Source organism: Thioalkalivibrio sp. ALE11, from assembly GCF_000381205.1.
Classification (GTDB): Bacteria; Pseudomonadota; Gammaproteobacteria; order Ectothiorhodospirales; family Ectothiorhodospiraceae; genus Thioalkalivibrio.
The window spans coordinates 78,395-102,127 of record NZ_KB906164.1 but is presented as its reverse complement, the minus strand read 5'-3'; the positions used below and the strand labels follow the sequence as shown (position 1 = coordinate 102,127).

The following is a 23,733-nucleotide window of genomic DNA, read 5'->3' as shown; positions in this document are numbered from 1 at the left end:
ACCGCATGGGACGTTATTTCGGGACCGACGGCATCCGCGGGCGAACCGGCGAATGGCCGATGACGCCGGAGTTTGCCCTGCGCCTGGGCTACGCCGTGGGGGAGATCCTGGGCGAGAACGGACATGCCCAGGGGCCGGTGCTGGTCGGCAAGGATACCCGGGTCTCCGGCTACATGTTCGAATCGGCGCTGGAGGCGGGTCTGTCGGCGGCCGGGCTCGACGTGGCCCTGCTGGGCCCGATGCCCACGCCGGCCATCGCCTATCTGACCCGGACCTTCCGTGCGACTGCGGGGGTGGTGATCAGCGCCTCGCACAACCCGTTCAATGACAACGGGTTCAAGTTTTTCACCCCGGAGGGCGACAAGCTGCCCGACGCGGTGGAGGCTGCGATCGAGGCGCGCCTCGACGAACCCGCGCAGGCCATCGACGGGCGGCGTCTGGGCAAGGCCGTACGCATCTCCGACGCGGCCGGGCGCTACGTCGAATTCTGCAAGAGCGCGATCCCCGCGCGGTCCGAACTGCGCGGCATGCGCATCGTGCTCGACTGCGCCCACGGGGCGACCTACAACGTCGCGCCGCATGTGTTCGAGGAGCTCGGGGCGGAGGTCGAACTCACCGGCGCCGCGCCCGATGGCTACAACATCAATGAGGGCGTAGGGGCGCTGCACCCCGAGCGTCTGGCCGAACGCGTGCGGGCTGCGGGCGCCGACCTGGGCATTGCCCTGGATGGTGACGGCGACCGCGTGATCCTGGTCGACGCTGCGGGGCAGATCGTGGACGGGGACCGCATCCTCGGGATCCTCGCCCTGGAACGCCTGCGCCAGGGCACGCTGGGCGGGGGTGTCGTCGGCACCCAGATGACCAACCTCGGTCTGGAAAACGCGCTGGCCGAAGCCGGCATCCCGTTCGTGCGCGCGCGGGTCGGGGACCGTTATGTCCTCGAGGAGCTGCGTCGCCACCATTGGCTGCTGGGCGGGGAGGGATCCGGACACATCGTCTGTCTGGACCACACGACCACCGGCGACGGTACCGTAGCCGGTCTGCAGATCGCCCATTTGATGCATCGGACCGGGCGCTCCCTGGCGGACCTGGCCGCGGCGATCCCGCAGTTCCCGCAAGCACTCGTCAACGTGCGTCTGGATGCGGGGGCAGGCGAGCGTCTGGAAGCGCCGCCGGTACGCGCTGCCGTGGCCGAAGTGGAATCGGAGCTGGGCCGCCGCGGGCGTGTGCTGCTGCGACCGTCGGGCACGGAACCCCTGATCCGCGTGATGGTCGAGGCGGAAGACGCGGGCGCCACGCAGGCCGCCGCGGAACGGATTGCGGACGCCATCCGCGCGGTCGCCTGACGCACGCCACCCGGTGCGCATCACGCGGCGCCCGGGTGGTCGGTTGATTTGCCGGGAACGCGCCGGTAACATCCCGCCGCTCAATCATGGAACCCGGGTCACCGCAGGAGGAACCACCGCATGCGCAAGCCGCTGGTCGCCGGAAACTGGAAAATGAACGGCTCCCGCGACGCCAATCGCGAGCTGCTGTCCGCGCTCCGTTCGGAGCTGGACGGACTGACCGGCGTCGAGCTGGCCGTGTGCCCGCCTGCGGTCTACCTGCCCGAAGTGGTCGAGGCCCTGGCCGACAGCCTCATTGAGGTCGGGGGGCAGGACTGCTCCGATCAGGCCTCCGGCGCTTACACCGGCGAGGTCGCCGCGGCCATGCTCAAGGATGTGGGCTGCCGTTACGTGATCGTCGGGCACTCCGAGCGCCGCGAGCGCCAGGCCGAGGACAGCGCCTGGGTCGCGGCCAAGTATCAGGCGGCCCTGGCCGCCGGCGTGACCCCGATCCTGTGCGTGGGCGAGCAGAAGGAAGAGCGCGAAGCCGGCCGCACCGAAGCGGTGGTGGGCGAGCAGCTCGATGCCGTGCTGGACGCCGCCGGGGTCGAATCGCTGGACCGCGCCGTGATCGCCTACGAGCCGGTCTGGGCGATCGGCACCGGCCTGACGGCCACCCCGGAGCAGGCAGCCGAGATGCATGCGTTCATCCGTAACCGGGTCGCCGGCCGCGATCCGCGCGTGGCTGCCGACCTGCGCATCCTGTATGGCGGGTCGATGAAGGCCGACAACGCCGCCGGGCTGCTGGCGCACGATGACATCGATGGCGGCCTGGTGGGCGGGGCCTCGCTGGATGCCGCGAATTTCGCCGGGATTGCACGGGCCGCGACCGGGGTGGGCGAATGATCTACGGGATCCTCCTGGTCGTTCAGGTGGTGGTGTCGATCTCCATCATCGCGCTGGTGCTGATGCAGCACGGCAAGGGCGCCGATGCCGGGGCTGCATTTGGCAGCGGGGCCTCGGCCACCGTGTTCGGTGCCCAGGGGTCGGCCAACTTCCTGAGCCGCGCCACGGCCTTTCTGGCCGCGGTGTTTTTCATCAACGGGCTGACGCTGGCCTATATCGCCGCGTCGGAACCCGAGGCGCGCAGCCTGATGGATGAACCGACGCCCGAAGAGGCGGTCGAGGACGATATCCCGATCGGGGATGTCCCGGGCATGGCGCCGGATGATCCCCCTGCCGACGAGCCGGCCGATCCGCCCTCGCGGCCACAGGACGTGCCACAATAGGGCTTCAGTCAGGAATACGCAGATGTGGTGGAATTGGTAGACACGCTATCTTGAGGGGGTAGTGGCGCAAGCCGTGTGGGTTCGAGTCCCACCATCTGCACCATTTTTCAGGAAAGGTTCCGTCCGGGGGTCCGGGCGGAACCTTTTTATTGTAAAGCCTTTATAAACAGCAACTTGGCTTTCTATGTGAGCTTGACACCGTTTTCCGGCTTCACCTAGACTGCCTCACCGGTGAGCGCACCGGCCCGATCGCCCGAGGGCCGCGGCCCCGGCGCATTCACCCAGCAACGCTGAACCGCCCATGGTCCGGCCCTCCTGTTCGGCCGACCCGTGGACCTGCCCGCCCGAGGCGGCGTACGGGAGAGAGACATGCTGGAAGGATATCTGCCCATCCTGCTGTTCATTGCAGTAGGCATCGTGATCGGCATCGTGCCGCTGGTGATCGGCATGGCCGTGGGGCCCCGCAAGGCGGATGCCGCCAAGGATTCGCCGTATGAATGCGGCTTCGAGGCGTTCGAGGATTCGCGCCTCAAGTTCGACGTTCGGTTCTATCTGGTCGCCATCCTTTTCATCATCTTCGATCTCGAGATCGCCTTTCTGTTTCCCTGGGCCGTCTCCCTCGATGCCGTAGGCCTGTTCGGGCTTCTTGCGATGGCGCTGTTTCTGCTGATTCTGGTAGTCGGCTTTGTCTACGAATGGAAGAAGGGGGCGCTGGAATGGGAATAGAAGGCGTTCTGGAAAAGGGCTACGTCACCACCTCGGCTGACAAGCTCATCAACTGGGCCCGCACCGGCTCCCTGTGGCCGATGACCTTCGGTCTGGCCTGCTGTGCGGTGGAGATGATGCACACGGGTGCCGCGCGCTACGACATGGACCGGTTCGGGGTGGTGTTCCGCCCGAGTCCGCGCCAGTCCGACGTGATGATCGTGGCGGGGACGCTGGTCAACAAGATGGCACCGGCGCTGCGCAAGGTGTACGACCAGATGTCCGAACCGCGCTGGGTGATCTCCATGGGCTCCTGTGCCAACGGCGGTGGCTACTACCACTATTCGTATGCCGTGGTTCGGGGTTGCGACCGCATCGTGCCGGTGGATATCTACGTGCCCGGCTGTCCGCCGACGGCCGAGGCACTGCTTTACGGCATCATTCAGCTTCAGAACAAGATCCGGCGCACGAACACGATCGCGCGCTGAGCGACCCGGGGTGGCAGATGGCTGAACAACAGACCTGGATTGACGTACTGCGCGCGAAGCTGGGCGAACGCCTGGACGGAGTGCGGGTGGTCAACGGCGAGGCAACCATTGAAGTACCGGTGGACGCCTGGCGCGAGATCGCCGAGACCCTGCGCGACGACGAGGATTTCGGATTCGACATCCTGATCGACCTGTGCGGCGTGGACTATCTCGAGTACGGCCAGACCGAATGGGCTACCGATGATGCCTCCAGTGAGGGCTTCAGTCGTGGCGTCCAGCCCGCCACCTCCGGCCGGTTCACGTTCGATGATGCGCCCGGTGAGTCGCGCTGGGACGGGCCGCGTTTCGCCGTGGTGGTCCATCTGCTGTCGGTGCAGAACAATCGTCGCCTGCGCATGCGTGCCTGGCTGCCGGATGACGAATTCCCGGAGCTGGAGTCGCTGGTGGATGTCTGGGCGTCGGCCAACTGGTTCGAGCGCGAGGCCTTCGATCTGTTCGGGATCCTGTTCTCGGGGCATCCGGACCTGCGTCGTATCCTGACCGACTACGGTTTTGTCGGCCATCCGTTCCGCAAGGACTTCCCTCTGATCGGGCACGTAGAGATGCGCTACGACACCGAGCAGGCTCGCGTGGTGTACCAGCCGGTGACTATCGAGCCGCGCGTGCTGGTGCCGAAGGTGATCCGCGACGACCATCGCTACACCGATGGCGACGCGCCGGCGGAAGGAGCCGATCATGCCTGAGATTCGCAATTTCACCCTGAACTTCGGCCCCCAGCATCCGTCCGCGCACGGGGTGCTGCGGCTGGTGCTGGAGATGGACGGCGAGGTGGTGCAGCGCGCCGATCCGCATATCGGTCTGCTGCATCGGGGGACCGAGAAGCTCGCCGAGAGCAAGCCGTACAACCAGTCGATCGGCTACATGGATCGTCTGGACTACGTGTCCATGATGTGCAACGAGCACGGTTACGTGCTCGCCATGGAGCGTCTGCTCGGGATCGAGGCGCCGCTGCGGGCGCAGTACATCCGGGTGATGTTCGACGAGATCACCCGAATCCTGAATCACCTGATGTGGCTGGGCGCGCACGCCCTGGACATTGGCGCGATGACGGTGTTCCTGTACGCGTTCCGCGAGCGCGAGGACCTGATGGACTGCTACGAGGCGGTCTCCGGCGCGCGCATGCACGCCACTTACTATCGGCCCGGCGGGGTTGCCCGCGACCTGCCCGGCACCATGCCGAAATACCAGCCCTCGGCCTGGAAGTCGCAGGAAACGGTCGACGAGCTGAATGCCAATCGGCAGGGCTCGCTGCTGGACTTCATCGAGTCGTTCACCGAACGGTTCCCCGGGTGCGTGGACGAATACGAGACCCTGCTGACCGACAACCGTATCTGGAAACAGCGTACGGTCGGTATCGGCGTGGTGGATGCCGACCGGGCGAAGCAGCTCGGATTCACCGGGCCGATGCTGCGCGGATCCGGGGTGGAATGGGATCTGCGCAAGAAGCAGCCCTACGAGGTCTATGACCAGCTGGATTTCGACATCCCGATCGGCGTCAACGGCGACTGCTATGACCGTTACCTGGTACGCATGGAAGAAATGCGCCAGTCCAACCGCATCATTCGGCAGTGCATCGACTGGTTGCGCAGGAGTCCCGGTCCGGTGCTGCTGGAGGATCACAAGATCACGCCGCCCAAGCGCGAAGAGATGAAGGCGGACATGGAATCGCTGATCCATCACTTCAAGCTGTTTACCGAAGGGATGTGCCTGCCGGAGGGCGAAGCCTACGCCGGCATCGAGCATCCCAAGGGCGAATTCGGCTGCTATCTGGTGTCGGATGGCGCCAACAAACCGTATCGCCTCAAGGTGCGCCCGCCGGGCTTTGTCCACCTTTCCGCCCTGGACGAGATGGCGCGCGGCCACATGCTGGCCGACGTCGTGGCCATTATCGGAACCCAGGATATTGTCTTCGGGGAGATTGATCGCTGATGGCTGCCGAACCCAAACCCGTTGCCTTTCACAAGCCGGCCGCGCACAAGGTCGACCTGAGCGACCACGAGCGCGAAGAGATCGATCACTGGCTGGCCCGCTATCCCGAGGACCAGAAGCGCTCGGCGGTACTCGCCGCACTGCGGGTGGTCCAGCACGAGGACGGCTATGTCTCCACCGCCAAGATGGACGCGGTTGCCGACTACCTCGGGCTGCCGGCCATCGCCGTCTACGAGGTGGGTTCGTTCTATTCGATGTTCGAACTCGAGCCGGTGGGCAAGCACACCATTGCGGTGTGCAACAACATCTCCTGCAGTCTGCGCGGCTCGGCCGGGATTATCGAACATCTGGAGAACCGGCTCGGTATCACCCTGGGCGAAACCACGCCCGACGGGAAGTTCTACCTGAAGAAGGAAGAAGAATGCCTCGCCGCGTGTTGCGGGGCGCCGATGATGCAGGTGAACCACGTCTATTACGAGAATCTGACGCCGGAGCGCGTGGACGAGATTCTCGACGGCCTGGAGTCCTGAAGCGATGGCCAACCAGATCTGTTTTGCGACCCGCTACCTGGACAACCCGTCGTCGCTCGAGACCTATCGCAGCGTCGGCGGTTACCAGGCGCTGGAAAAGGTGTTCGGCGGCAAGATGGCCGCGGAAGACGTGATCGAGGAGGTCAAGACCTCCAACCTCCGCGGGCGCGGTGGCGCGGGGTTCCCGACCGGGATGAAATGGTCGTTCATGCCGCGCAATTCCCCGGGCCAAAAATACATCGTCTGCAACTCGGACGAATCGGAGCCCGGTACCTGCAAGGATCGCGAGATCCTGATGTACAACCCCCATGCGCTGATCGAGGGCATGGCGATCGCGGGTTACGCGATCGGCGCAACCGTGGGATACAACTACATGCGCGGCGAGTTCATGGACGAGGTCAACACGCGCTTCGAGGCCGCCCTGAAGGAGGCTTACGAGGCCGGCTACCTCGGGAAGGATATCCTTGGCTCTGGCGTGGACTTCGATCTGTATCCGACGCTGGGCGCGGGCGCCTATATCTGCGGCGAGGAAACCGCGCTGCTGGAGTCGCTCGAGGGCAAGAAGGGGCAGCCGCGCTTCAAACCGCCATTCCCGGCGAACTTCGGCGTCTACGGGAAGCCGACGACAGTCAACAACACCGAGTCGCTGGCTTCCATTCCGTCGATCATCCGCAACGGCGGCCAGTGGTTCGCCGACCTGGGCGTGCCCAAGTCGGGGGGCGAGAAACTGTTTTCGGTTTCCGGACACGTCAACAAACCCGGCAACTTCGAAGTGCCCCTGGGCATGCCGTTTCGCGAGTTGCTGCAGATGGCCGGTGGCGTGCTCGATGGACGCGAGCTCAAGGCGGTGATCCCGGGCGGATCGTCCGTGCCGGTGGTGCCTGGCGACACGATGCTGCAGACCAACATGGACTACGATTCCATCACGCAGGCCGGATCCATGCTCGGCTCCGGCGCGGTGATCGTGATGGACGAGACCACCGACATGGTGAAGGCGCTGCAGACGATCTCGCGCTTCTATTATTCCGAATCCTGCGGTCAGTGCACGCCGTGCCGTGAGGGTACCGGCTGGCTGTACCGCATGCTGACCCGCATCGTCGAAGGGAAGGGTCGTCCCGAGGACCTGGAACGCCTGGACGACGTCGCGAGCAAGATCGAAGGGCACACCATCTGCGCCCTCGGGGATGCCGCCGCGATGCCGGTGCGCAGTTTCGTGAAGCATTTCCGTCACGAATTCGAACACTACATCCAGCACGGCCGGAGCCCGGTGGCCAGCGCCGCCTGATCGCCCCGTCGCGCACACGCAGCAGGAATCGAACATGAGTCAGGATCAGCCACAGGATCTGGTCACCGTCGAGATCGACGGGCAGACCTTGCAGGCGCCCAAGGGCACCATGCTCATCGAGGTTGCGGACGAGGCCGATATCAGGATTCCGCGCTTCTGCTATCACAAGAAACTGTCCGTGGCCGCCAATTGCCGGATGTGCCTGGTGGAGGTCGAGCGAGCGCCCAAGCCGCTGCCGGCCTGTGCCACGCCGGTGATGGACGGCATGAAGGTGTACACGCAGTCGCCCCTCGCGATTTCCGCGCAGAAGGGAACGATGGAATTCCTGCTGATCAATCACCCGCTGGATTGCCCGATCTGTGACCAGGGCGGCGAGTGTGAACTGCAGGACGTGGCCATGGGGTATGGCGAGTCCGTTTCGCAATACACCGAAGCCAAGCGGGTCGTGCACGACAAGGATATCGGTCCGCTGATCGAGACCGAGATGACCCGCTGCATTCACTGCACCCGCTGCGTGCGCTTTGGCGAGGAGATCGCGGGCGTACGCGAACTGGGGGCGACGGGGCGCGGCGAAGACATGCGGATCGGTACCTATGTCGAGAAGACCGTCGCGCACGAGCTCTCCGGGAACGTGATCGATCTGTGTCCGGTGGGCGCGCTCACCGCCAAGCCGTCGCGCTACGGCGCACGCGCCTGGGAATACGCCCAGGCCCCCAGTATCGCCCCGCACGACGCGGTGGGTTCCAACATTGCCGCCCATACCTATGACGGGCGCGTGATGCGGGTGGTCCCGCGCGACAACGAAGCGGTCAACGAGACCTGGATCTCGGACCGGGATCGTTTCTCCTACGCGGGGCTGTATGCCGAGGACCGCGTGACCACTCCGCGCATCAAGCGCGACGGGCAGTGGCAGGACGTGGACTGGGAGACCGCCCTGCAGCATGCGGTTGAAGGCCTGCGCAAGGTGGCCCCGGAGCGGATCGGCGGGCTGTTTTCCCCGTCGCTGTCGCTGGAGGAACACTACCTCGGCCAGAAACTGCTGCGCGGGCTGGGCGTGCGTGACATCGACCACCGCATGAGCCAGCAGGATTTCCGCGACGATGACGCCGCGCCCCTGTTCCCCTGGCTGGGCAGCCCGATCGCCGATCTGGACCGTGCTGATGCGATCCTGCTGGTCGGCACCAATCCGCGGCGCGAGCAGCCGCTGCTGGCGCATCGCCTGCGCAAGGCGGCGCTCAACAACGATGCCCGGGTCACGCTGGTGCATAACCAGCTGCTGGACCTGACCTACCGGGTGGCGGCCCAGCTGGTCGGCAACGAACACGACCAGGTCATGGCCCTGGCCGGGATCGCCGGCCGCATCGCGGCCGCCGGCGAGGGCCTGCCCCCGCGCCTCGAGAAGATTGTGAAGGCCGCCGAGAGCGACGATCCGGACACCCGCGAAGCGTTCGAGCGGGCGGCGCGCTCGCTGCTGGACGGCGAACAGGGCCACGTGCTGCTGGGTGCCGACGCGATGGCCAGCCCGGCGTTTGCGACCCTGCGGGCCCTGGCCGGCTGGATCGCCCGCCATACCGGCGCCCGTCTCGGGTACATGTCCGAGGGCGCGAATGCTGCCGGTGCCTGGCTGGCCGGGGTGCTGCCGCATCGCGGCGTGGCCGGTCAGGAGCCGGAGGTCGGCGGATGCCCGGCGCCGCAGATGCTGACCGAAGGCCGCGACGCGTTCGTCGTTGCCGGGCTCGAACCCGGCCGTGACGGGCATGATCCGGTCGCTTTCCAGCAGGCACTGCGCGACGCGGGTTTCGTGGTCGCACTGACCGCGTTTGCCGACCCCGAATTGCAGGCATCGGCCGATGTTCTGCTGCCGGTCGCGACCAGCTTCGAATCTTCCGGGACCTTCGTGAATGCGGAAGGACGCTGGCAGAGCTTCCGCGCGGCGAGCCGCGCCCCGGGCGAGGCCCGTCCCGGCTGGAAGGTCTGGCGCGTCCTGGGCAACCTGTTCGGGCAGAAGGGCTTCGATTACCTCGATTCGCCCGCGGTGCGCGACGAGCTGAAGGGCCTGCTCGCGGATGTCAGCTTCGACAACACGGTCAACCTGAACCGGGTGCACGTCGAGGAGCCGGAAATCGCTGACCCGGGCAAACGGGGCTTGCGGCGCATGGCCTCGCGTTCGCTGTACGCCGGCGATGCGCTCGTGCGTCGCGCCGAACCGCTGCAGCGCAGCCCCGAAGGTCAGCTCGCGAACGCGGTGCAGGTTCACCCCGACTCGGCCGGCGGGATCCCCGACGGCAGTCGCGTCCGCGTGCAGCAGGGCCGGGCCGAGGCCGAACTGACGCTTGTGCTTGACGATTCCGTACCGCCGGGCCTGGCCATCACCCTCACCGGTGGTGCCGCCGCCCCGCTTGGTGCCCCGGGCGAGCCGGTGATGCTCGCACGCGCCTGACAAGGGACTGAACCATGTTCGACTGGATTCTCAACCTGTTCCATTCGCTGCCGACGGTGATGCAGATCCTGATCGCCATCCAGCTGATCATCATCCCGTTGATGCTGGGGGTCGCCTATCTGACCTTTGCCGAGCGCAAGATCATCGGCTATATCCAGGTGCGCGTCGGGCCGAATCGCGTGGGGCCGCGCGGCTGGCTGCAGCCGATCGCGGACGGGCTCAAGCTCCTGCTGAAGGAGGTGATCGTCCCGTCGAATGCCAATCGCTTCCTGTTTCTCAGCGCCCCGGTGCTGACCATCGCCCCGGCGCTGGCGGCCTGGGCCGTGATTCCGTTCTTCGAGGGCGGGGCGCTGGCCGACGTGAACGCGGGCCTGCTCTACCTGCTGGCGCTGACCTCGCTGGGCGCCTACGGGATCATCATCGCCGGCTGGGCCTCCAACTCGAAGTATGCGCTGATGGGCTCGCTGCGGTCGGCCGCCCAGCTGGTGTCCTACGAGATCGCGATGGGCTTCGCGCTGGTGGGCGTGTTGATGGCGGCGGGCTCGATGAACGTCGGCGAGATCGTCCAGGCCCAGTCGGGCAGCATCTACCACTGGTTCCTGCTGCCGTTGTTGCCGTTGTTCTTCGTGTTCTTCATTTCCGGGGTCGCCGAGACCAACCGTGCGCCTTTCGACGTGGCCGAAGGGGAATCCGAGATTGTGGCCGGCTTCCACGTGGAATACTCCGGCATGGCCTTCGCGGTGTTCTTCCTTGCCGAATACGCGAACATGATCCTGGTATCCGCACTGACGGCCGTCCTGTTCCTGGGGGGCTGGCTGTCGCCGTTCCAGGGCATCCTGCCGGCAGCAATGTTTGACTGGCCGGTGATCGGCACCCTGCTGGGTGACGGTCTGCACTGGTTCCTGATCAAGACTGCACTGTTCCTGTTCATCTTCCTGTGGCTACGTGCCACCTTCCCGCGCTATCGCTATGACCAGATCATGCGCCTGGGCTGGAAGGTGCTGATCCCGGTCACCATCGTATGGCTGTTCGTGCTGGGCGCGTTCGTCGCGTTCGACGTCGGCCCGTGGTTCGCGTAAGGAGTTCGCCATGAAATCCGTGCGTCATTTCTTCAAGAGCTTCCTGTTCTTCGAGCTGCTGCTCGGCATGCGGCTGACCGGTCGGTACCTGTTCCGGCGCAAGTTCACCGTGCAGTATCCGGACGAGAAGACCCCGATGTCGCCCCGTTTCCGCGGATTGCACGCGCTGCGCCGCTACCCCAACGGGGAAGAACGCTGCATCGCCTGCAAGCTGTGCGAGGCGGTGTGCCCGGCGCTGGCGATCACCATCCATTCGGAGGAGCGCGAGGACGGGACGCGGCGCACTTCGCGCTACGACATCGACCTGTTCAAGTGCATCTTCTGCGGATTCTGTGAAGAGGCCTGCCCGGTCGATTCCATCGTCGAGACGCACATCTTCGAATACCACTTCGAGAATCGGGGCGAGCAGATCATGACCAAGGACAAGCTCCTGGCGATCGGCGATCGCTTCGAGAAGGAGATCGCCGAAGCGCGCGCGATCGACGCCCCGTACCGGTAATCAGGGACGCAACGATGACCTTCGAGCTCTTATTGTTCTATGTTTTTGGCGCGATCCTGCTGGGCGCGGCGCTGGCGATGATCAGCGTGCGCAACCCGGTGCATGCCGCGCTGTTTCTGGTGGTCTGTTTCGTGTCCGCAGCGGCACTCTGGCTGATGGCGGAGGCCGAGTTCCTCGGTCTGGTGCTGGTGCTGGTTTACGTGGGAGCGGTGATGGTGCTGTTCCTGTTCGTGGTGATGATGCTCGACATCAACATGGCGAAACTGCGCGAGGGTTTCAGTGAATACCTGCCGGTGGGCCTGGTGGTCGCCGCGGCCATGGCCACCGTGCTGGTCCTGGTGATCACGCGTTACATCACCATGGAAGCCCCCGAGCGGGCCGGGCCCGAATATGCGAACACCGAGGCATTGGGCGCGATCCTGTACACCGAATACGTGTACTCGTTCGAGATTGCCGCCGTGATCCTGCTGGTGGCGATCATCGCGGCGATCTCCCTGACCATGCGGCGGCGGCCGGACAACAAGCGGATCGATCCGGCGCGCCAGATCGAGGTCTCGCGCGAGGGACGCGTGCGCATGGTGTCAATGAAGTCCGAAGACAAGGCGCGTGACAGCCGCGGGGCGGAACGCGACGACGACCCGAACCAGGAATGACGCCGGCGCGCGCCGGTGCCTAACCACCGTGGGGCGGGCTTGTCCGTCCCCCAAAGGAATTCAGGGCCAGACAATGATTACGCTAGAGCACTACCTGGTGCTGGCCGCGCTGCTGTTTTCGATCAGCGTGGCCGGGATCTTCCTGAACCGAAAGAACGTGATCGTGCTGCTGATGTGCATCGAGCTGATGCTGCTGGCGGTGAACATCAACTTCATTGCCTTCTCGTTCTTCCTGCAGGATCTGGCCGGGCAGGTCTTCGTGTTCTTCATCCTCACCGTCGCCGCGGCCGAGGCCGCGATCGGGCTGGCCATCCTGGTGTTGCTGTTCCGTAACCGCGGGACGATCAACGTCCAGGATCTGGACGAAATGAAAGGATAACGGGCCATGGATACGATCTATCTCCTTATTGTCCTGGCGCCACTGGCGGGCGCGATCGTCGCCGGCCTGTTCGGGCGTCAGATCGGCCGGGTGGGCGCGCACAGCGTGACCATCGCCGGGGTGGCCATCTCGTTCCTCCTGTCCGTGGTGGTGTTCTATCAGCACGTATTTGGCGGAGCGGGGGTGTACAACGAGTCGGTGTACACCTGGCTGGTTTCGGACGGCATCCGTTTCGAGGTCGGATTCCTGGTCGATAACCTGACCGCGATGATGATGCTGGTCGTGACCTTCGTGTCGCTGATGGTGCACATCTACACCATCGGCTACATGCAGGACGACCCGGGCTACCAGCGCTTCTTCGCGTATATCTCGCTCTTCACCTTTTCCATGCTGATGCTGGTGATGGCGAACAACTTCATGCAGCTGTTTTTCGGCTGGGAGGCCGTGGGGCTGGTCTCCTACCTCCTGATCGGCTTCTGGTACAAGCGCCCGACCGCGATCTACGCGAACATGAAGGCGTTCATCGTGAACCGGGTGGGCGACTTCGGTTTCCTGATCGGGATTGCGGCGCTGGTGTTCTACACCGGCAGCCTGAACTACAGCGAGGTCTTCGCCGAAGGCCAGGCGATGAGCGAGGCGACCATTACCATCTGGCCGGGCTGGACCTTCGGCCTGCTGGATCTGGCGCTGATCTTCCTGTTCATCGGTGCGATGGGTAAATCCGCCCAGGTGCCGCTGCACGTGTGGCTGCCGGATTCGATGGAAGGCCCGACGCCGATCTCGGCGCTGATCCACGCGGCGACCATGGTGACCGCAGGCATCTTCATGGTGGCGCGCATGTCGCCGCTGTACGAGTTCTCGGTGCCGGCCCTGTCGTTCATCCTGATCATCGGCGCGATCACCGCGTTCTTCATGGGTCTGATCGGTCTGGTGCAGAACGACATCAAGCGCGTGGTCGCGTATTCCACGCTGTCGCAGCTCGGATACATGACCGTGGCCCTGGGGGCCTCGGCCTACGCCGCCGGCGTGTTCCATCTGATGACCCACGCGTTCTTCAAGGCGCTGCTGTTCCTGGCCGCCGGCTCGGTGATCATCGCGATGCACCACCTGCAGGATATGCGCGCGATGGGCGGGTTGCGCCGGCATATGCCGATCACCTACGTGACCGCGCTCATCGGTTCCCTGGCGCTGATCGGGTTCCCGTTCTTCTCCGGGTTCTTCTCCAAGGACGCGATCATCGAGGCGGTCGGGTATTCGGAGATCCCGGGGGCGACCTTTGCCTACTGGATGGTGCTGCTGGGTGTGTTCGTGACCGCGCTGTACACCTTCCGCATGTTCTTCATGGTGTTCCACGGGGAGGAACGCTACGACCAGGCGCATCACTACATGCCGGATCACGGGGATGGCGAGGACCACCATCACCATGGCACGCCGCATCCGCACGAGACCCCGTGGGTGGTCACCCTGCCGCTGATCCTGCTGGCGATCCCGTCGGTCGTGGCCGGCTACTTCATCGGCCCGATGCTGTTTGGCGATTTCTTCGCCAATTCGATCTTCGTCAGCGAGGCGAAGGACGTGCTGGCGCAGAAGGGCGAGAGCTATACCGGGGTGTTCGGGTTCGTGCTGCACGGGCTCGTGGCGCCGGCGTTCTGGTTCGCGATGGCCGGACTGGCGACCGCCTGGTACCTCTACATCAAACGGCCGGATCTGCCGGCCGTGATCGCAGACCGTCTGCGGCCGGGCGTGCGCATCCTCGAGGACAAGTACGGGTTTGACCGCTTCAACGACTGGTTCTTCGCCGGTGGTACGCGGCGCCTCGGGCGCTGGCTGTGGCGCTATGGCGACGCGATGATCATTGACGGCTGGCTGGTCAACGGCGCCGCGCGTTCGGTGGGCTGGGTGTCGGCCCGGGTGCGCCATGTGCAGTCCGGCTTCCTCTATCACTATGCATTCGTGATGATCATCGGGCTGCTGGTCCTGATGTTCGCCTACGTGATCTGAGGGGTTTCGACGATGACCGCTGCGAAGCCCACCGCTGTTTCAAGGAACGACCATGTTTGCTGACTGGCCCATTCTGAGTCTGTTGATCTGGCTGCCGATCCTCGGTGGCTTCCTGACGCTTGCCGCCGGGCGTGACGCGCCGGTGGTGGCCCGGCGCCTGGGCCTCAGCGTGGCCGTGGCCACTTTCGTGGCAAGCCTGCCGCTGTGGTTCATGTTCGAGCGCGGCACCGCGGAGATGCAGTTCCAGGAGGTGGCCTCCTGGATCCCGGCGTTCAACGTGAACTATCACCTCGGGGTCGACGGCATCTCCATGCCCCTGATCCTCCTGACCACGCTGATCACGGTGGTCGTGGTCATCGCCGCATGGGAGTCGGTGAAGGATCGTATCGCCTACTACCTCGCCGCGATGCTGGTCATGGAAGGACTGATGATCGGCATGTTCGCGGCGATGGACGCGGTGCTGTTCTACGTGTTCTTCGAGGCGATGCTGATCCCCATGTTCCTTGTCATCGGGATCTGGGGCGGGCCGCGCCGCGTGTACGCGACGATCAAGTTCTTCCTCTACACCTTCCTCGGGTCGGTGTTCATGCTGGTCGCACTGATCTGGATGTACATCCAGTCCGGCAGCTTCCTGATCCAGGACTTCCATGCGCTGCAGATCGGGATGACCGCGCAGATACTGATCTTCCTCGCGTTCTTCCTGGCGTTTGCGGTCAAGATCCCGATGTTCCCGGTGCATACCTGGCTGCCGGATGCGCACGTCGAGGCGCCGACGGGGGGTTCGGTGATCCTGGCGGCCATCATGCTGAAGATCGGCGGCTACGGCTTCCTGCGTTTCTCGCTGCCGATCACGCCGGATGCGTCCGCGGTGCTGGACACGCTGATGATCGTGCTGTCGCTGATCGCGGTGGTGTACATCGGGGTGGTGGCACTGATCCAGAGCGACATGAAGAAGCTGATCGCGTACTCGTCGATCGCCCACATGGGCTTCGTGACTCTGGGCTTCTTCCTGGCGTTCTACATCTACTCGAATACCGGCGACTGGCAGGGCGCGTCGCTGGGTATCGCCGGCGGCATGGTGCAGATGATCTCGCACGGCTTCATCTCTGCGGCGATGTTCCTCGCGGTGGGCGTGCTTTACGACCGGCTGCACAGTCGGCAGATCGCGGATTATGGCGGCGTCGTCAACACCATGCCGTGGTTCGCCGCGTTCTTTGTGCTGTTCGCGATGGCCAATACCGGTCTGCCGGGCACCTCGGGCTTCGTGGGTGAATTCATGGTGATCCTGGCTGCCTTCAAGGCTGATTTCTGGATTGCCTTCCTCGCCGCGACCACGCTGATCCTGGCGGCGGGGTACACCCTGTGGCTGGTCAAGCGCGTGATCTTTGGCACCGTGGCCAACGAGAACGTGGCCGGCCTGTCCGATATGAACCGGCGCGAATTCTTCCTGATGGGGCTGCTGGCGTTTTTCACGCTGCTGCTGGGCGTGTGGCCGGCACCGCTGCTGGAAGTGATGAACGCGACCATCGACAACCTCGTGGCGCATATCGCGCACTCGAAGCTCTGAACGGACGCCTGACATGAATTTCGAGATTCCTGCCTTTCTGCCCGCCGTTCCCGAGATGTTCGTCCTCGGGATGGCGTGCTTCATCCTGATACTGGATGCGTTCCTGCCGGATTCGCGCCGCGACATCACCTACGGCCTGGTGCAGGCGACGCTCGCGGGAGCCGCGGTGCTGACGCTGTGGCTGGCCGGTCCGGAAGTGGTGCTGACCTTCAGCGACAGCTTCATCAAGGACCCGATGAGCGACGTGCTGAAACTGGCGGTGTACGTTACGAGCTTCTTCGTCTTCCTCTACTCGCGGCCGTATCTGATGGCGCGCGACATCCACAAGGGGGAGTTCTACATCCTCGGGCTGTTCGCGGTCCTGGGGATGATGATCATGATCTCGGGGCATAATCTGCTGACCCTGTACCTGGGCCTGGAACTGCTGTCGCTGTCCTCGTATGCGCTGGTGGCGTTCTGGCGCGACAACACCCGGGCCAGCGAAGCCGCGATGAAGTACTTCGTGCTGGGGGCGCTGGCGTCCGGGCTGCTGTTGTACGGCATGTCCATGATCTACGGCATGACCGGCTCGCTGGATATCGCGGTGATCGCCTCCGAACTGACGACGGCCGACGAGGCCCTGAACGTCCCGCTGGTGTTCGGTCTGGTGTTCCTGGTGGTGGCGATCGCGTTCAAGCTGGGGGCGGTGCCGTTCCACATGTGGGTGCCCGACGTCTATGACGGGGCGCCGACGGCGGTGACGCTGTTCATCGCGACTGCGCCGAAGATCGCGGCCTTCGCATTCCTGATGCGGCTGCTGGTCGAGGGCATGGGACCGATGCACGCGGACTGGCAGGGCATGCTCATCATCCTGACCGTGCTGTCGCTGGCGGTGGGCAACGTGATTGCGATCGCGCAGACCAGCATCAAGCGCATGTTCGCGTATTCGACCATCGCGCATGTCGGGTTCCTGTTCATGGGGATCCTCGCGGGGACCGATTCGGGCTACGCCTCGGCGATGTTCTACGTGATCGTGTATGCACTCACGGCGGCCGGCGGGTTCGGCATGATCGTGTTCCTGTCGCGCCGGGGTTACGAGGCCGATCGCCTGGACGACTTCGCCGGGCTGGCGAAACGCAACCCGTGGTTCGCGTTCATCATGCTCCTGCTGCTGTTCTCCATGGCCGGGGTTCCGCCGACCGTCGGTTTCTATGCCAAGCTGGCCGTGATTCAGGCGGCCGTGGGTGCGGGCCTGGTCTGGCTGGGTGTGCTGGCGGTGATCTTCAGCATCATCGGGGCGTTCTATTACCTGCGGGTGGTGAAGATCATGTTCTTCGACGAACCGAAGGAGGAAGCCAGCGAACCGGTGCAGCCGTCGGGCGCGCTGGCCACGGCGCTGAGCATCAACGGACTGGCGGTGCTGTTGCTGGGAATTTTTCCGGGCCTTCTGCTGTCCGTTACCCACTACGCCATCGCTGGCTGATCCGACCCGGAGGATGTCTTGAATCAACTGGTCCCGTTTGAAGTCCTGGTCTGGGGGTTTGTGGCGTTTGCCTTCGTGGCTGCCAACCTGCCGTGGCTGACCGATCGCATCGCACTGATGTTCCTCCCGGCGAGCGGGAGCAAGGGAGGCTGGACCCGGGTGTTCGAATGGCTGGTGCTGTTCCTGCTGGTGGGGCTGATCGGCAAGGGTCTCGAGCATCAGGCGACGGGCAGTGTTCATGCCCAGGGCTGGGAGTTCTACGTGATCGGGCTGTCGATGTTTGCGGTGTTCGCGATCCCCGGGTTCATCTGGCGGCATGATCTTCGCCCGCATCTGCGTCAGCGGGCGCGCCGTTCGCGCTGATTGCGATCGGGGCTTGCAAGCCGGCCCGCGGCTTGGTAGAGTACGTTTTCTCGGATGCGGGGTGGAGCAGTCTGGCAGCTCGTCGGGCTCATAACCCGAAGGTCGCAGGTTCAAATCCTGCCCCCGCTACCAGTTTTCGAAAGGGCCCCTTCGCGGGGCCTTTTTCTTGGGGCCGCGCTCCCGCGCGCCGACAGGCTTCGAGCTGCAGCCTGTTTCCATGACGGAAGGTGTAAAGGGGCGTTCAACGCCCTTTTTTTGTTTCCGGGCTCCGTGCACCGGTGCAGTGGAATCGAGGTCGACAGACATTTGTCCGAGCAGGTTGAACAACTGAAGGCGCTACTGGGACCCGTGGTCGAAGGCCAGGGTTGTGAACTCTGGGGTATCGAACACCATGCGGGTTCGAAGCCGCAGATGCTGCGCATCTATATTGATCGTTCGACCGGCGTGTCCGTGGATGACTGTGCGCGCGTCAGCGAGCAGGTCAGCGCGGTCCTCGATGTGGAAGAGCCGATCCGCGCGGACTACACGCTCGAGGTGTCCAGTCCGGGCATCGAACGTCCCCTGTTTACTCCCGATCAGTTCCGCGATTACGTCGGTCGTGCGGTCAAGGTACGTCTGACCTGGCCGGAACACGGGCGGCGGAACTACCGCGGGCAGCTGCTGTCCGCGGACGACACCATGATCGAGGTGGCGGTCGATGGCACGGCCTATGAGCTGCCGCTGGCCGCGATTCACAATGCGCGCGTGCTGGAAGAAGACCCGGGGACGCAATCATGAACAACCTGATGTCGACAGGCGACTGTCGAGGCTGCGAAGAGGCATGACATGAACAAGGAGATCCTGCTGGTCGTCGACGCCGTTTCCAACGAGAAGGGCGTCGAGAAGGGCGTTATCTTCGAGGCCCTGGAATCGGCCCTGGCGATGGCCACGCGCAAGTATCACGGTGGGCGCATGGATGTGCGCGTGAGCATCGACCGCGAAAGCGGCGATTACGAGGCCTATCGCCGCTGGACGGTGGTGGACGACGAGGATCCCGAGTTCGAGTCTCCCGACTATCAGATGCTGCTGTCCTACGCGCAGCAGAAATACCCGGAGATTCAGGTCGGCGAGGTGATCGAGGAACCGGTCGAGGCCGTGGATTTCGGTCGCATCGCCGCGCAGACCGCCAAGCAGGTGATCGTGCAGAAGGTGCGCGATGCCGAGCGGCAGAAGGTGGTCGAGGAGTACGAGGACCGGGTCGGTTCGCTGGTGATGGGGATCGTCAAGCGTACCGACCGCAACGGGACCTACGTGGATCTGGGCAACAACGCCGAGGCCCTGGTCCCGCGCGAGCACATGATCCCGCGCGAGACGGTACGCACCAATGACCGCCTGCGCGGTTATCTCAAGGAGATTCGGCCGGATGCCCGCGGACCGCAGCTGATCCTCAGCCGGACCGCGCCGGAATTCCTGATCGAGCTGTTCAAGCTCGAGGTCCCGGAGGTGGGGCAGGAGATCATCGACATCCTCGGGGCGGCCCGCGATCCGGGCATGCGGGCGAAGATCGCGGTGCGCTCGAATGACCCGCGGCTGGATCCGGTGGGGGCCTGCGTGGGCATGCGCGGTTCGCGCGTGCAGTCGGTCTCCAACGAGCTCGCGGGCGAACGCATCGACATCATCGTGTGGGACGAGAATCCGGCGCAGTTCGTGATCAACGCGATGTCACCGGCGGAGGTCCTCTCGATCGTGGTCGACGAAGAGAAACAGTCGATGGACATCGCGGTGGCCGAGGACAAGCTTTCCCTGGCGATCGGGCGCGGGGGGCAGAACATTCGCCTGGCCTCGCAGCTGACCGGCTGGGAGCTCAACGTGATGACCGAGGAGCAGGCCGAGGAGAAGAGCGAGGCCGAGGCCCGGCAGCTGGTGACCTACTTCATGGAGGCGCTGGACGTCGACGAGGAAGTGGCCGGGATCCTGGTGCAGGAAGGCTTCAGTACCCTGGACGAGGTCGCCTACGTCGAAGAAGCGGAGCTTCTGTCGATCGAGGAATTCGACGAAGACGTGGTCGCGGAACTGCGCAACCGGGCGAGCGATGCACTGCTGACGCGGGCGATCGCGGCGCAGGACGGCGGCGGTGGCGAGCCGGCCGAGGATCTGCTGAACATGGACGGCATGACCGTGGCTCTGGCCAATCGGCTGGCGGCGAGCGGCGTGTGCACCATGGAGGATCTCGCCGAGCAGGCGGCCGATGATGTGGTGGAAATGCTGGGCATCTCCGAGCAGGAGGCGTCCGGGTTGATCATGACCGCGCGCGCTCCCTGGTTCGAAACCGGGGAATGACCGCGACGCAGCGGCGGTGGTCGGGCAGCGGCACGCCGGAACAGAATCTGGAATGGAGGTAGCGCCATGGCGCAAATGACAGTGCAGCAATTCGCGGAATCGGTGGGCAAGCCCGTCGATCGTCTCCTGGAGCAGCTCAAGGAGGCGGGCGTCGAGGTGGCCGGGCCCGAGGCGCCCATCACCGATGCCGAGAAGCGCCAGCTGCTGGACCATCTGCGCCAGAGTTCCGCGGGCGGGTCGAGCGACCGTGTGACGCTGCGGCGGCGTTCCCAGGCGCAGACGCTGAAGGTCAGCTCGGGCCAGGGCAAGACCAAGACGGTTAACGTGGAGGTGCGCAAGAAGCGCACCCTCAAGCGCAAGCCGGCGGATGCAACACCGGCGCCGGAGGATCGCCCCGAGGCGGCCGAGGGTGTGGAATCCGAAGCCGCTGCGGCACCGGAAGAGACCCGTCCCGATGCAGAATCGCCGGTGACCCCGGAAGTCGAGGAGGCCGCAGCCGGCGAGGCGCCGGAGGCGGAAGCACCGGCGGATGAGCCGGTGGTGGCCGAGACGCCGGAACCGGAACCTGAACCGGCGGCCGACGAGGCCGCGGCGGAGGAACCGGCGGACGTCGAAGAAGAGCCCGAAGCGGCGGAGTCGGCCGCAGCCGAGGCACCGGAGTCATCCGAGGCGGAAGAGGCGGACGAGGAACCGGCCGCCGCCGCGGAAGAATCGCCGGCCGCTCCGAAGAAGCCGCTGAGCCGTACGCAGCAACTGGCCATGCAGCTGGAAGCCGAGCGGGAAGCTCAGCGCAAGGCCGTCGAGGCGCGCAAGCAGGAAGAGGTCGAACGCGAGGAGCGCCAGAAGCGCAAGCAGGAAGAGCAGGAGAAGCAGGAGGCGAAGCGCGAGAAGGAAGAACAGGCGCGCCTGGAACGCGAGGCCGCGCAGCAGCGCCAGGCACCGGCGCCCGCCGCGGCGCCGGCGGAACCCGCCAAGTCCGGCAAGGGCCGCAAGGGTGGCCGCAAGGACGACCGCAAGGAACTGCATGTCGCCGGCGACCGTCGCGGTCGGCGCAAGAAGGGTGACAAGGGCAAGGGTGCCGGTCAGTCGCAGGCGGCCCAGGCCGTGGCCGGCAAGCACGGCTTCGCCAAGCCGACCGCACCGGTGGTGCGCGAGGTGGAAGTGCCGGAGACCATCACCGTGGCCGATCTGGCGCAGGCGATGGCGATCAAGGCACCGCAACTGATCAAGACCCTGATGGGCATGGGCGTGATGGCCACCATCAACCAGTCCATCGATCAGGAAACGGCGATGCTGGTGGTCGAGGAGATGGGCCATACCGCGGTGCCGGCCAAGGAAGAGACGATCGAGGACCAGATCGAGGTGGCCCAGGAGCAGACCGGCGAACCCAAGGCGCGTCCGCCGGTGGTGACCGTGATGGGCCACGTCGACCACGGCAAGACCTCGCTGCTGGACCATATTCGCAAGACGCGCGTGGCCTCCGGCGAAGCCGGCGGGATCACCCAGCACATCGGTGCCTACCACGTCGAGAACGGGCATGACGGGGTGACCTTCCTGGATACCCCGGGGCATGCGGCGTTTACGGCGATGCGGGCGCGCGGTGCGCAGTCCACGGACATCGTGATCCTGGTGGTGGCGGCGGATGACGGCGTGATGCCGCAGACCCTTGAAGCCATCAACCACGCCAAGGCGGCCGGTGTGCCGATGGTCGTGGCGGTCAACAAGATCGACAAGCCCGAGGCGGATGCCGACCGGGTGATCAACGATCTCGCGCAGCACGAGGTGATCCCCGAGGAATGGGGTGGCGACACCCAGTTCATCCGGGTCTCGGCGCATTCCGGGGAGGGCATCGACGAGCTGCTGGAAGGCCTGGGTCTGCAGGCGGAGCTGATGGAGCTGATGGCCCCGGACGAGGGGCCGGCGCGCGGTGTGGTAATCGAATCGCGGCTGGACAAGGGCCGCGGCCCGGTGGCCACGGTGCTGGTGCAGTCCGGCAGCCTGAACCACGGCGACATCGTGCTGACCGGCAAGGAATACGGCCGCGTGCGGGCGATGTTCGACGATACCGGCACGGCGGTGAAGGAAGTCGGGCCGTCGATGCCGGTCGAGATCCTCGGTCTGTCAGGCGTGCCCGAGGCCGGCGACGAGATGCTGGTGGTCGCGGACGAGAAGACCGCCCGCGAAGCGGCCGAATATCGGGATGCGAAGCAGCGCGAGCGCAAGCTGGCGGCGCAGCAGGCGGCCAAGCTGGAAAACATCTTCAACCAGATGCAGGAAGGCGACGTCGGCACGGTCAACATCCTGATCAAGGCCGACGTGCAGGGATCCGCCGAGGCGTTGCGCGAATCGCTGGTCAAGCTGTCCAACGAAGAGGTCCGGGTCAAGGTGATCTCCACCGGGGTCGGCGGGATTTCCGAGTCGGACATCAACCTGGCGACGGCCTCGGACGCCATCGTGATCGCGTTCAACGTGCGCGCCGATGCCGGCGCCAAGCGGGTGGCGCAGGAAAACGGGATCGACGTCCGCTACTACTCGGTCATCTACGAGGCCATCGAGGACGTGAAGCAGGCCCTGTCCGGGCTGCTGGCGCCCGAGACCCGCGAGGAAATCGTGGGCCTGGCCGAGGTGCGCGAGGTGTTCAAGGCCTCGGGCTTCGGCCAGGTGGCCGGCTGCCTGGTGGTCGAGGGTTCGGTCAAGCGGGGCAACCCGATCCGCGTGCTGCGTGACAACGTGGTGGTGTACGAGGGCGAGCTGGAAAGCCTGCGCCGCTTCAAGGACGACGTGAACGAGGTCCGGGCCGGTACCGAATGCGGTATCGCGGTGAAGAACTACAACGACGTGAAGGCCGGAGACCAGATCGAGGTCTTCCAGCGCGTCGAGGTCCAGCGGTCGCTGTAATGCCCGGACCCCGCGACTTTCAGCGTAGTGATCGGGTCGGCGAGCAGATCCAGCGCGAGCTCGCCGAGCTGGTGCGTGTCGAGGTGAAGGACCCGCGGGTCGGCATGGTGACCATCTCGGGGGTGGAGGTCTCGAAGGACCTGGCCCACGCCCGGGTGTATTTTACCCGGCTGGGCGGCGAGGAGGGTGGCCGCGAGGCGCAGCAGGGCCTCAACAGCGCGGCCGGCTTCCTGCGTCGGGCGCTGGGCAGCCGGATTCGCATGCGCAGCATCCCGCAACTGCGGTTCATCTACGATGACACGCCCGAACGCGGCGCGCGCATGTCTTCGCTGATCAGTCAGGCGCTGGCGGAGGATCGCGAGCGGCACGGCGACAGTGATGCGGAGGCCGGAGCGGAAGGCGGCGGGGACCCGGATGCCTCCGGTGATCCCGACGTCCCGCAGGACCGGTAAACCGACTCCC

General features: G+C 65.1%; 22 protein-coding genes and 2 tRNA genes. All 24 read left to right on the top strand.

Features of this window, described 5'->3' with window-relative positions; translation table 11 throughout:
* Positions 1 to 5: 5 nt before the first annotated feature.
* The 24 genes from glmM (at position 6) to rbfA (ending at position 23,723) form a co-directional block, all read left to right on the top strand.
* A complete protein-coding gene (gene glmM / locus F620_RS0100505; protein WP_019569086.1) occupies positions 6 to 1,346 on the top strand; it encodes a phosphoglucosamine mutase in 1,341 nt (446 codons plus the stop codon).
* Positions 1,347 to 1,466: 120 nt separating this feature from the next.
* The gene (tpiA, locus tag F620_RS0100500) at positions 1,467 to 2,231 is read left to right on the top strand and encodes a triose-phosphate isomerase (protein ID WP_019569085.1); all 765 of its coding nucleotides are present in this window, start codon (positions 1,467 to 1,469) and stop codon (positions 2,229 to 2,231) included.
* Positions 2,228 to 2,614, top strand: a complete 387-nt coding sequence (gene secG, locus F620_RS0100495; protein ID WP_019569084.1) for a preprotein translocase subunit SecG — start codon at positions 2,228 to 2,230, stop codon at positions 2,612 to 2,614. The genes tpiA and secG overlap by 4 nt, the downstream gene beginning before the upstream one ends.
* A gap of 18 nt (positions 2,615 to 2,632) precedes the next feature.
* Positions 2,633 to 2,717 (top strand) — tRNA-Leu (locus F620_RS0100490).
* A gap of 266 nt (positions 2,718 to 2,983) precedes the next feature.
* A complete protein-coding gene (locus tag F620_RS0100485) occupies positions 2,984 to 3,340 on the top strand; it encodes an NADH-quinone oxidoreductase subunit A (RefSeq protein ID WP_018869963.1) in 357 nt (118 codons plus the stop codon).
* Complete coding sequence (locus F620_RS0100480) at positions 3,331 to 3,807, top strand: NADH-quinone oxidoreductase subunit B family protein (protein WP_018869962.1); 477 nt, start codon at positions 3,331 to 3,333, stop codon at positions 3,805 to 3,807. The genes F620_RS0100485 and F620_RS0100480 overlap by 10 nt, the downstream gene beginning before the upstream one ends.
* A gap of 17 nt (positions 3,808 to 3,824) precedes the next feature.
* Positions 3,825 to 4,550 carry an NADH-quinone oxidoreductase subunit C gene (locus F620_RS0100475; RefSeq protein ID WP_019021196.1) on the top strand — a complete coding sequence of 242 codons (726 nt, stop codon included), beginning with the start codon at positions 3,825 to 3,827 and terminating at the stop codon, positions 4,548 to 4,550.
* Positions 4,543 to 5,796, top strand: a complete 1,254-nt coding sequence (locus tag F620_RS0100470; protein ID WP_019569083.1) for an NADH-quinone oxidoreductase subunit D — start codon at positions 4,543 to 4,545, stop codon at positions 5,794 to 5,796. The genes F620_RS0100475 and F620_RS0100470 overlap by 8 nt, the downstream gene beginning before the upstream one ends.
* The gene (gene nuoE, locus F620_RS0100465) at positions 5,796 to 6,326 is read left to right on the top strand and encodes an NAD(P)H-dependent oxidoreductase subunit E (RefSeq protein WP_019569082.1); all 531 of its coding nucleotides are present in this window, start codon (positions 5,796 to 5,798) and stop codon (positions 6,324 to 6,326) included. Before F620_RS0100470 ends, nuoE begins: the two co-directional genes overlap by 1 nt.
* Before the next feature lie 4 nt (positions 6,327 to 6,330).
* Positions 6,331 to 7,611, top strand: a complete 1,281-nt coding sequence (nuoF, locus tag F620_RS0100460) for an NADH-quinone oxidoreductase subunit NuoF (protein WP_019569081.1) — start codon at positions 6,331 to 6,333, stop codon at positions 7,609 to 7,611.
* 34 nt (positions 7,612 to 7,645) lie between these two features.
* Positions 7,646 to 10,051 (top strand): NADH-quinone oxidoreductase subunit NuoG, encoded by a 2,406-nt coding sequence (gene nuoG, locus F620_RS0100455; RefSeq protein WP_019569080.1) that lies wholly within the window; start codon positions 7,646 to 7,648, stop codon positions 10,049 to 10,051.
* A 14-nt stretch (positions 10,052 to 10,065) separates the two neighbouring features.
* Positions 10,066 to 11,130, top strand: coding sequence for an NADH-quinone oxidoreductase subunit NuoH (nuoH, locus tag F620_RS0100450; protein ID WP_019569079.1), 1,065 nt, complete (start codon positions 10,066 to 10,068; stop codon positions 11,128 to 11,130).
* 10 nt (positions 11,131 to 11,140) lie between these two features.
* Positions 11,141 to 11,629, top strand: coding sequence for an NADH-quinone oxidoreductase subunit NuoI (gene nuoI, locus F620_RS0100445; protein WP_018869955.1), 489 nt, complete (start codon positions 11,141 to 11,143; stop codon positions 11,627 to 11,629).
* Positions 11,630 to 11,643: 14 nt separating this feature from the next.
* The gene (locus tag F620_RS0100440; RefSeq protein WP_018869954.1) at positions 11,644 to 12,282 is read left to right on the top strand and encodes an NADH-quinone oxidoreductase subunit J; all 639 of its coding nucleotides are present in this window, start codon (positions 11,644 to 11,646) and stop codon (positions 12,280 to 12,282) included.
* Positions 12,283 to 12,355: 73 nt separating this feature from the next.
* Positions 12,356 to 12,661, top strand: coding sequence for an NADH-quinone oxidoreductase subunit NuoK (gene nuoK / locus F620_RS0100435; RefSeq protein ID WP_018869953.1), 306 nt, complete (start codon positions 12,356 to 12,358; stop codon positions 12,659 to 12,661).
* 6 nt (positions 12,662 to 12,667) lie between these two features.
* Positions 12,668 to 14,662 carry an NADH-quinone oxidoreductase subunit L gene (nuoL, locus tag F620_RS0100430; protein WP_019569078.1) on the top strand — a complete coding sequence of 665 codons (1,995 nt, stop codon included), beginning with the start codon at positions 12,668 to 12,670 and terminating at the stop codon, positions 14,660 to 14,662.
* Positions 14,663 to 14,714: 52 nt separating this feature from the next.
* On the top strand, positions 14,715 to 16,229 hold the full coding sequence (locus F620_RS0100425) for an NADH-quinone oxidoreductase subunit M (protein WP_018869951.1): 1,515 nt from the start codon (positions 14,715 to 14,717) through the stop codon (positions 16,227 to 16,229).
* 13 nt (positions 16,230 to 16,242) lie between these two features.
* A complete protein-coding gene (gene nuoN / locus F620_RS0100420; RefSeq protein WP_019569077.1) occupies positions 16,243 to 17,691 on the top strand; it encodes an NADH-quinone oxidoreductase subunit NuoN in 1,449 nt (482 codons plus the stop codon).
* 18 nt (positions 17,692 to 17,709) lie between these two features.
* Positions 17,710 to 18,054, top strand: coding sequence for a DUF2818 family protein (locus tag F620_RS0100415; protein WP_018869949.1), 345 nt, complete (start codon positions 17,710 to 17,712; stop codon positions 18,052 to 18,054).
* Between the two features lie 55 nt (positions 18,055 to 18,109).
* Positions 18,110 to 18,186: transfer RNA gene (locus F620_RS0100410), tRNA-Met, on the top strand.
* A gap of 174 nt (positions 18,187 to 18,360) precedes the next feature.
* The gene (rimP, locus tag F620_RS0100405; RefSeq protein WP_018869948.1) at positions 18,361 to 18,831 is read left to right on the top strand and encodes a ribosome maturation factor RimP; all 471 of its coding nucleotides are present in this window, start codon (positions 18,361 to 18,363) and stop codon (positions 18,829 to 18,831) included.
* Between the two features lie 48 nt (positions 18,832 to 18,879).
* On the top strand, positions 18,880 to 20,373 hold the full coding sequence (nusA, locus tag F620_RS0100400) for a transcription termination factor NusA (RefSeq protein WP_019569076.1): 1,494 nt from the start codon (positions 18,880 to 18,882) through the stop codon (positions 20,371 to 20,373).
* Between the two features lie 66 nt (positions 20,374 to 20,439).
* A complete protein-coding gene (gene infB / locus F620_RS0100395) occupies positions 20,440 to 23,271 on the top strand; it encodes a translation initiation factor IF-2 (RefSeq protein ID WP_026331264.1) in 2,832 nt (943 codons plus the stop codon).
* Positions 23,271 to 23,723 (top strand): 30S ribosome-binding factor RbfA, encoded by a 453-nt coding sequence (gene rbfA / locus F620_RS0100390; RefSeq protein ID WP_019569074.1) that lies wholly within the window; start codon positions 23,271 to 23,273, stop codon positions 23,721 to 23,723. The genes infB and rbfA overlap by 1 nt, the downstream gene beginning before the upstream one ends.
* The last annotated feature ends 10 nt before the right edge of the window (positions 23,724 to 23,733 follow it).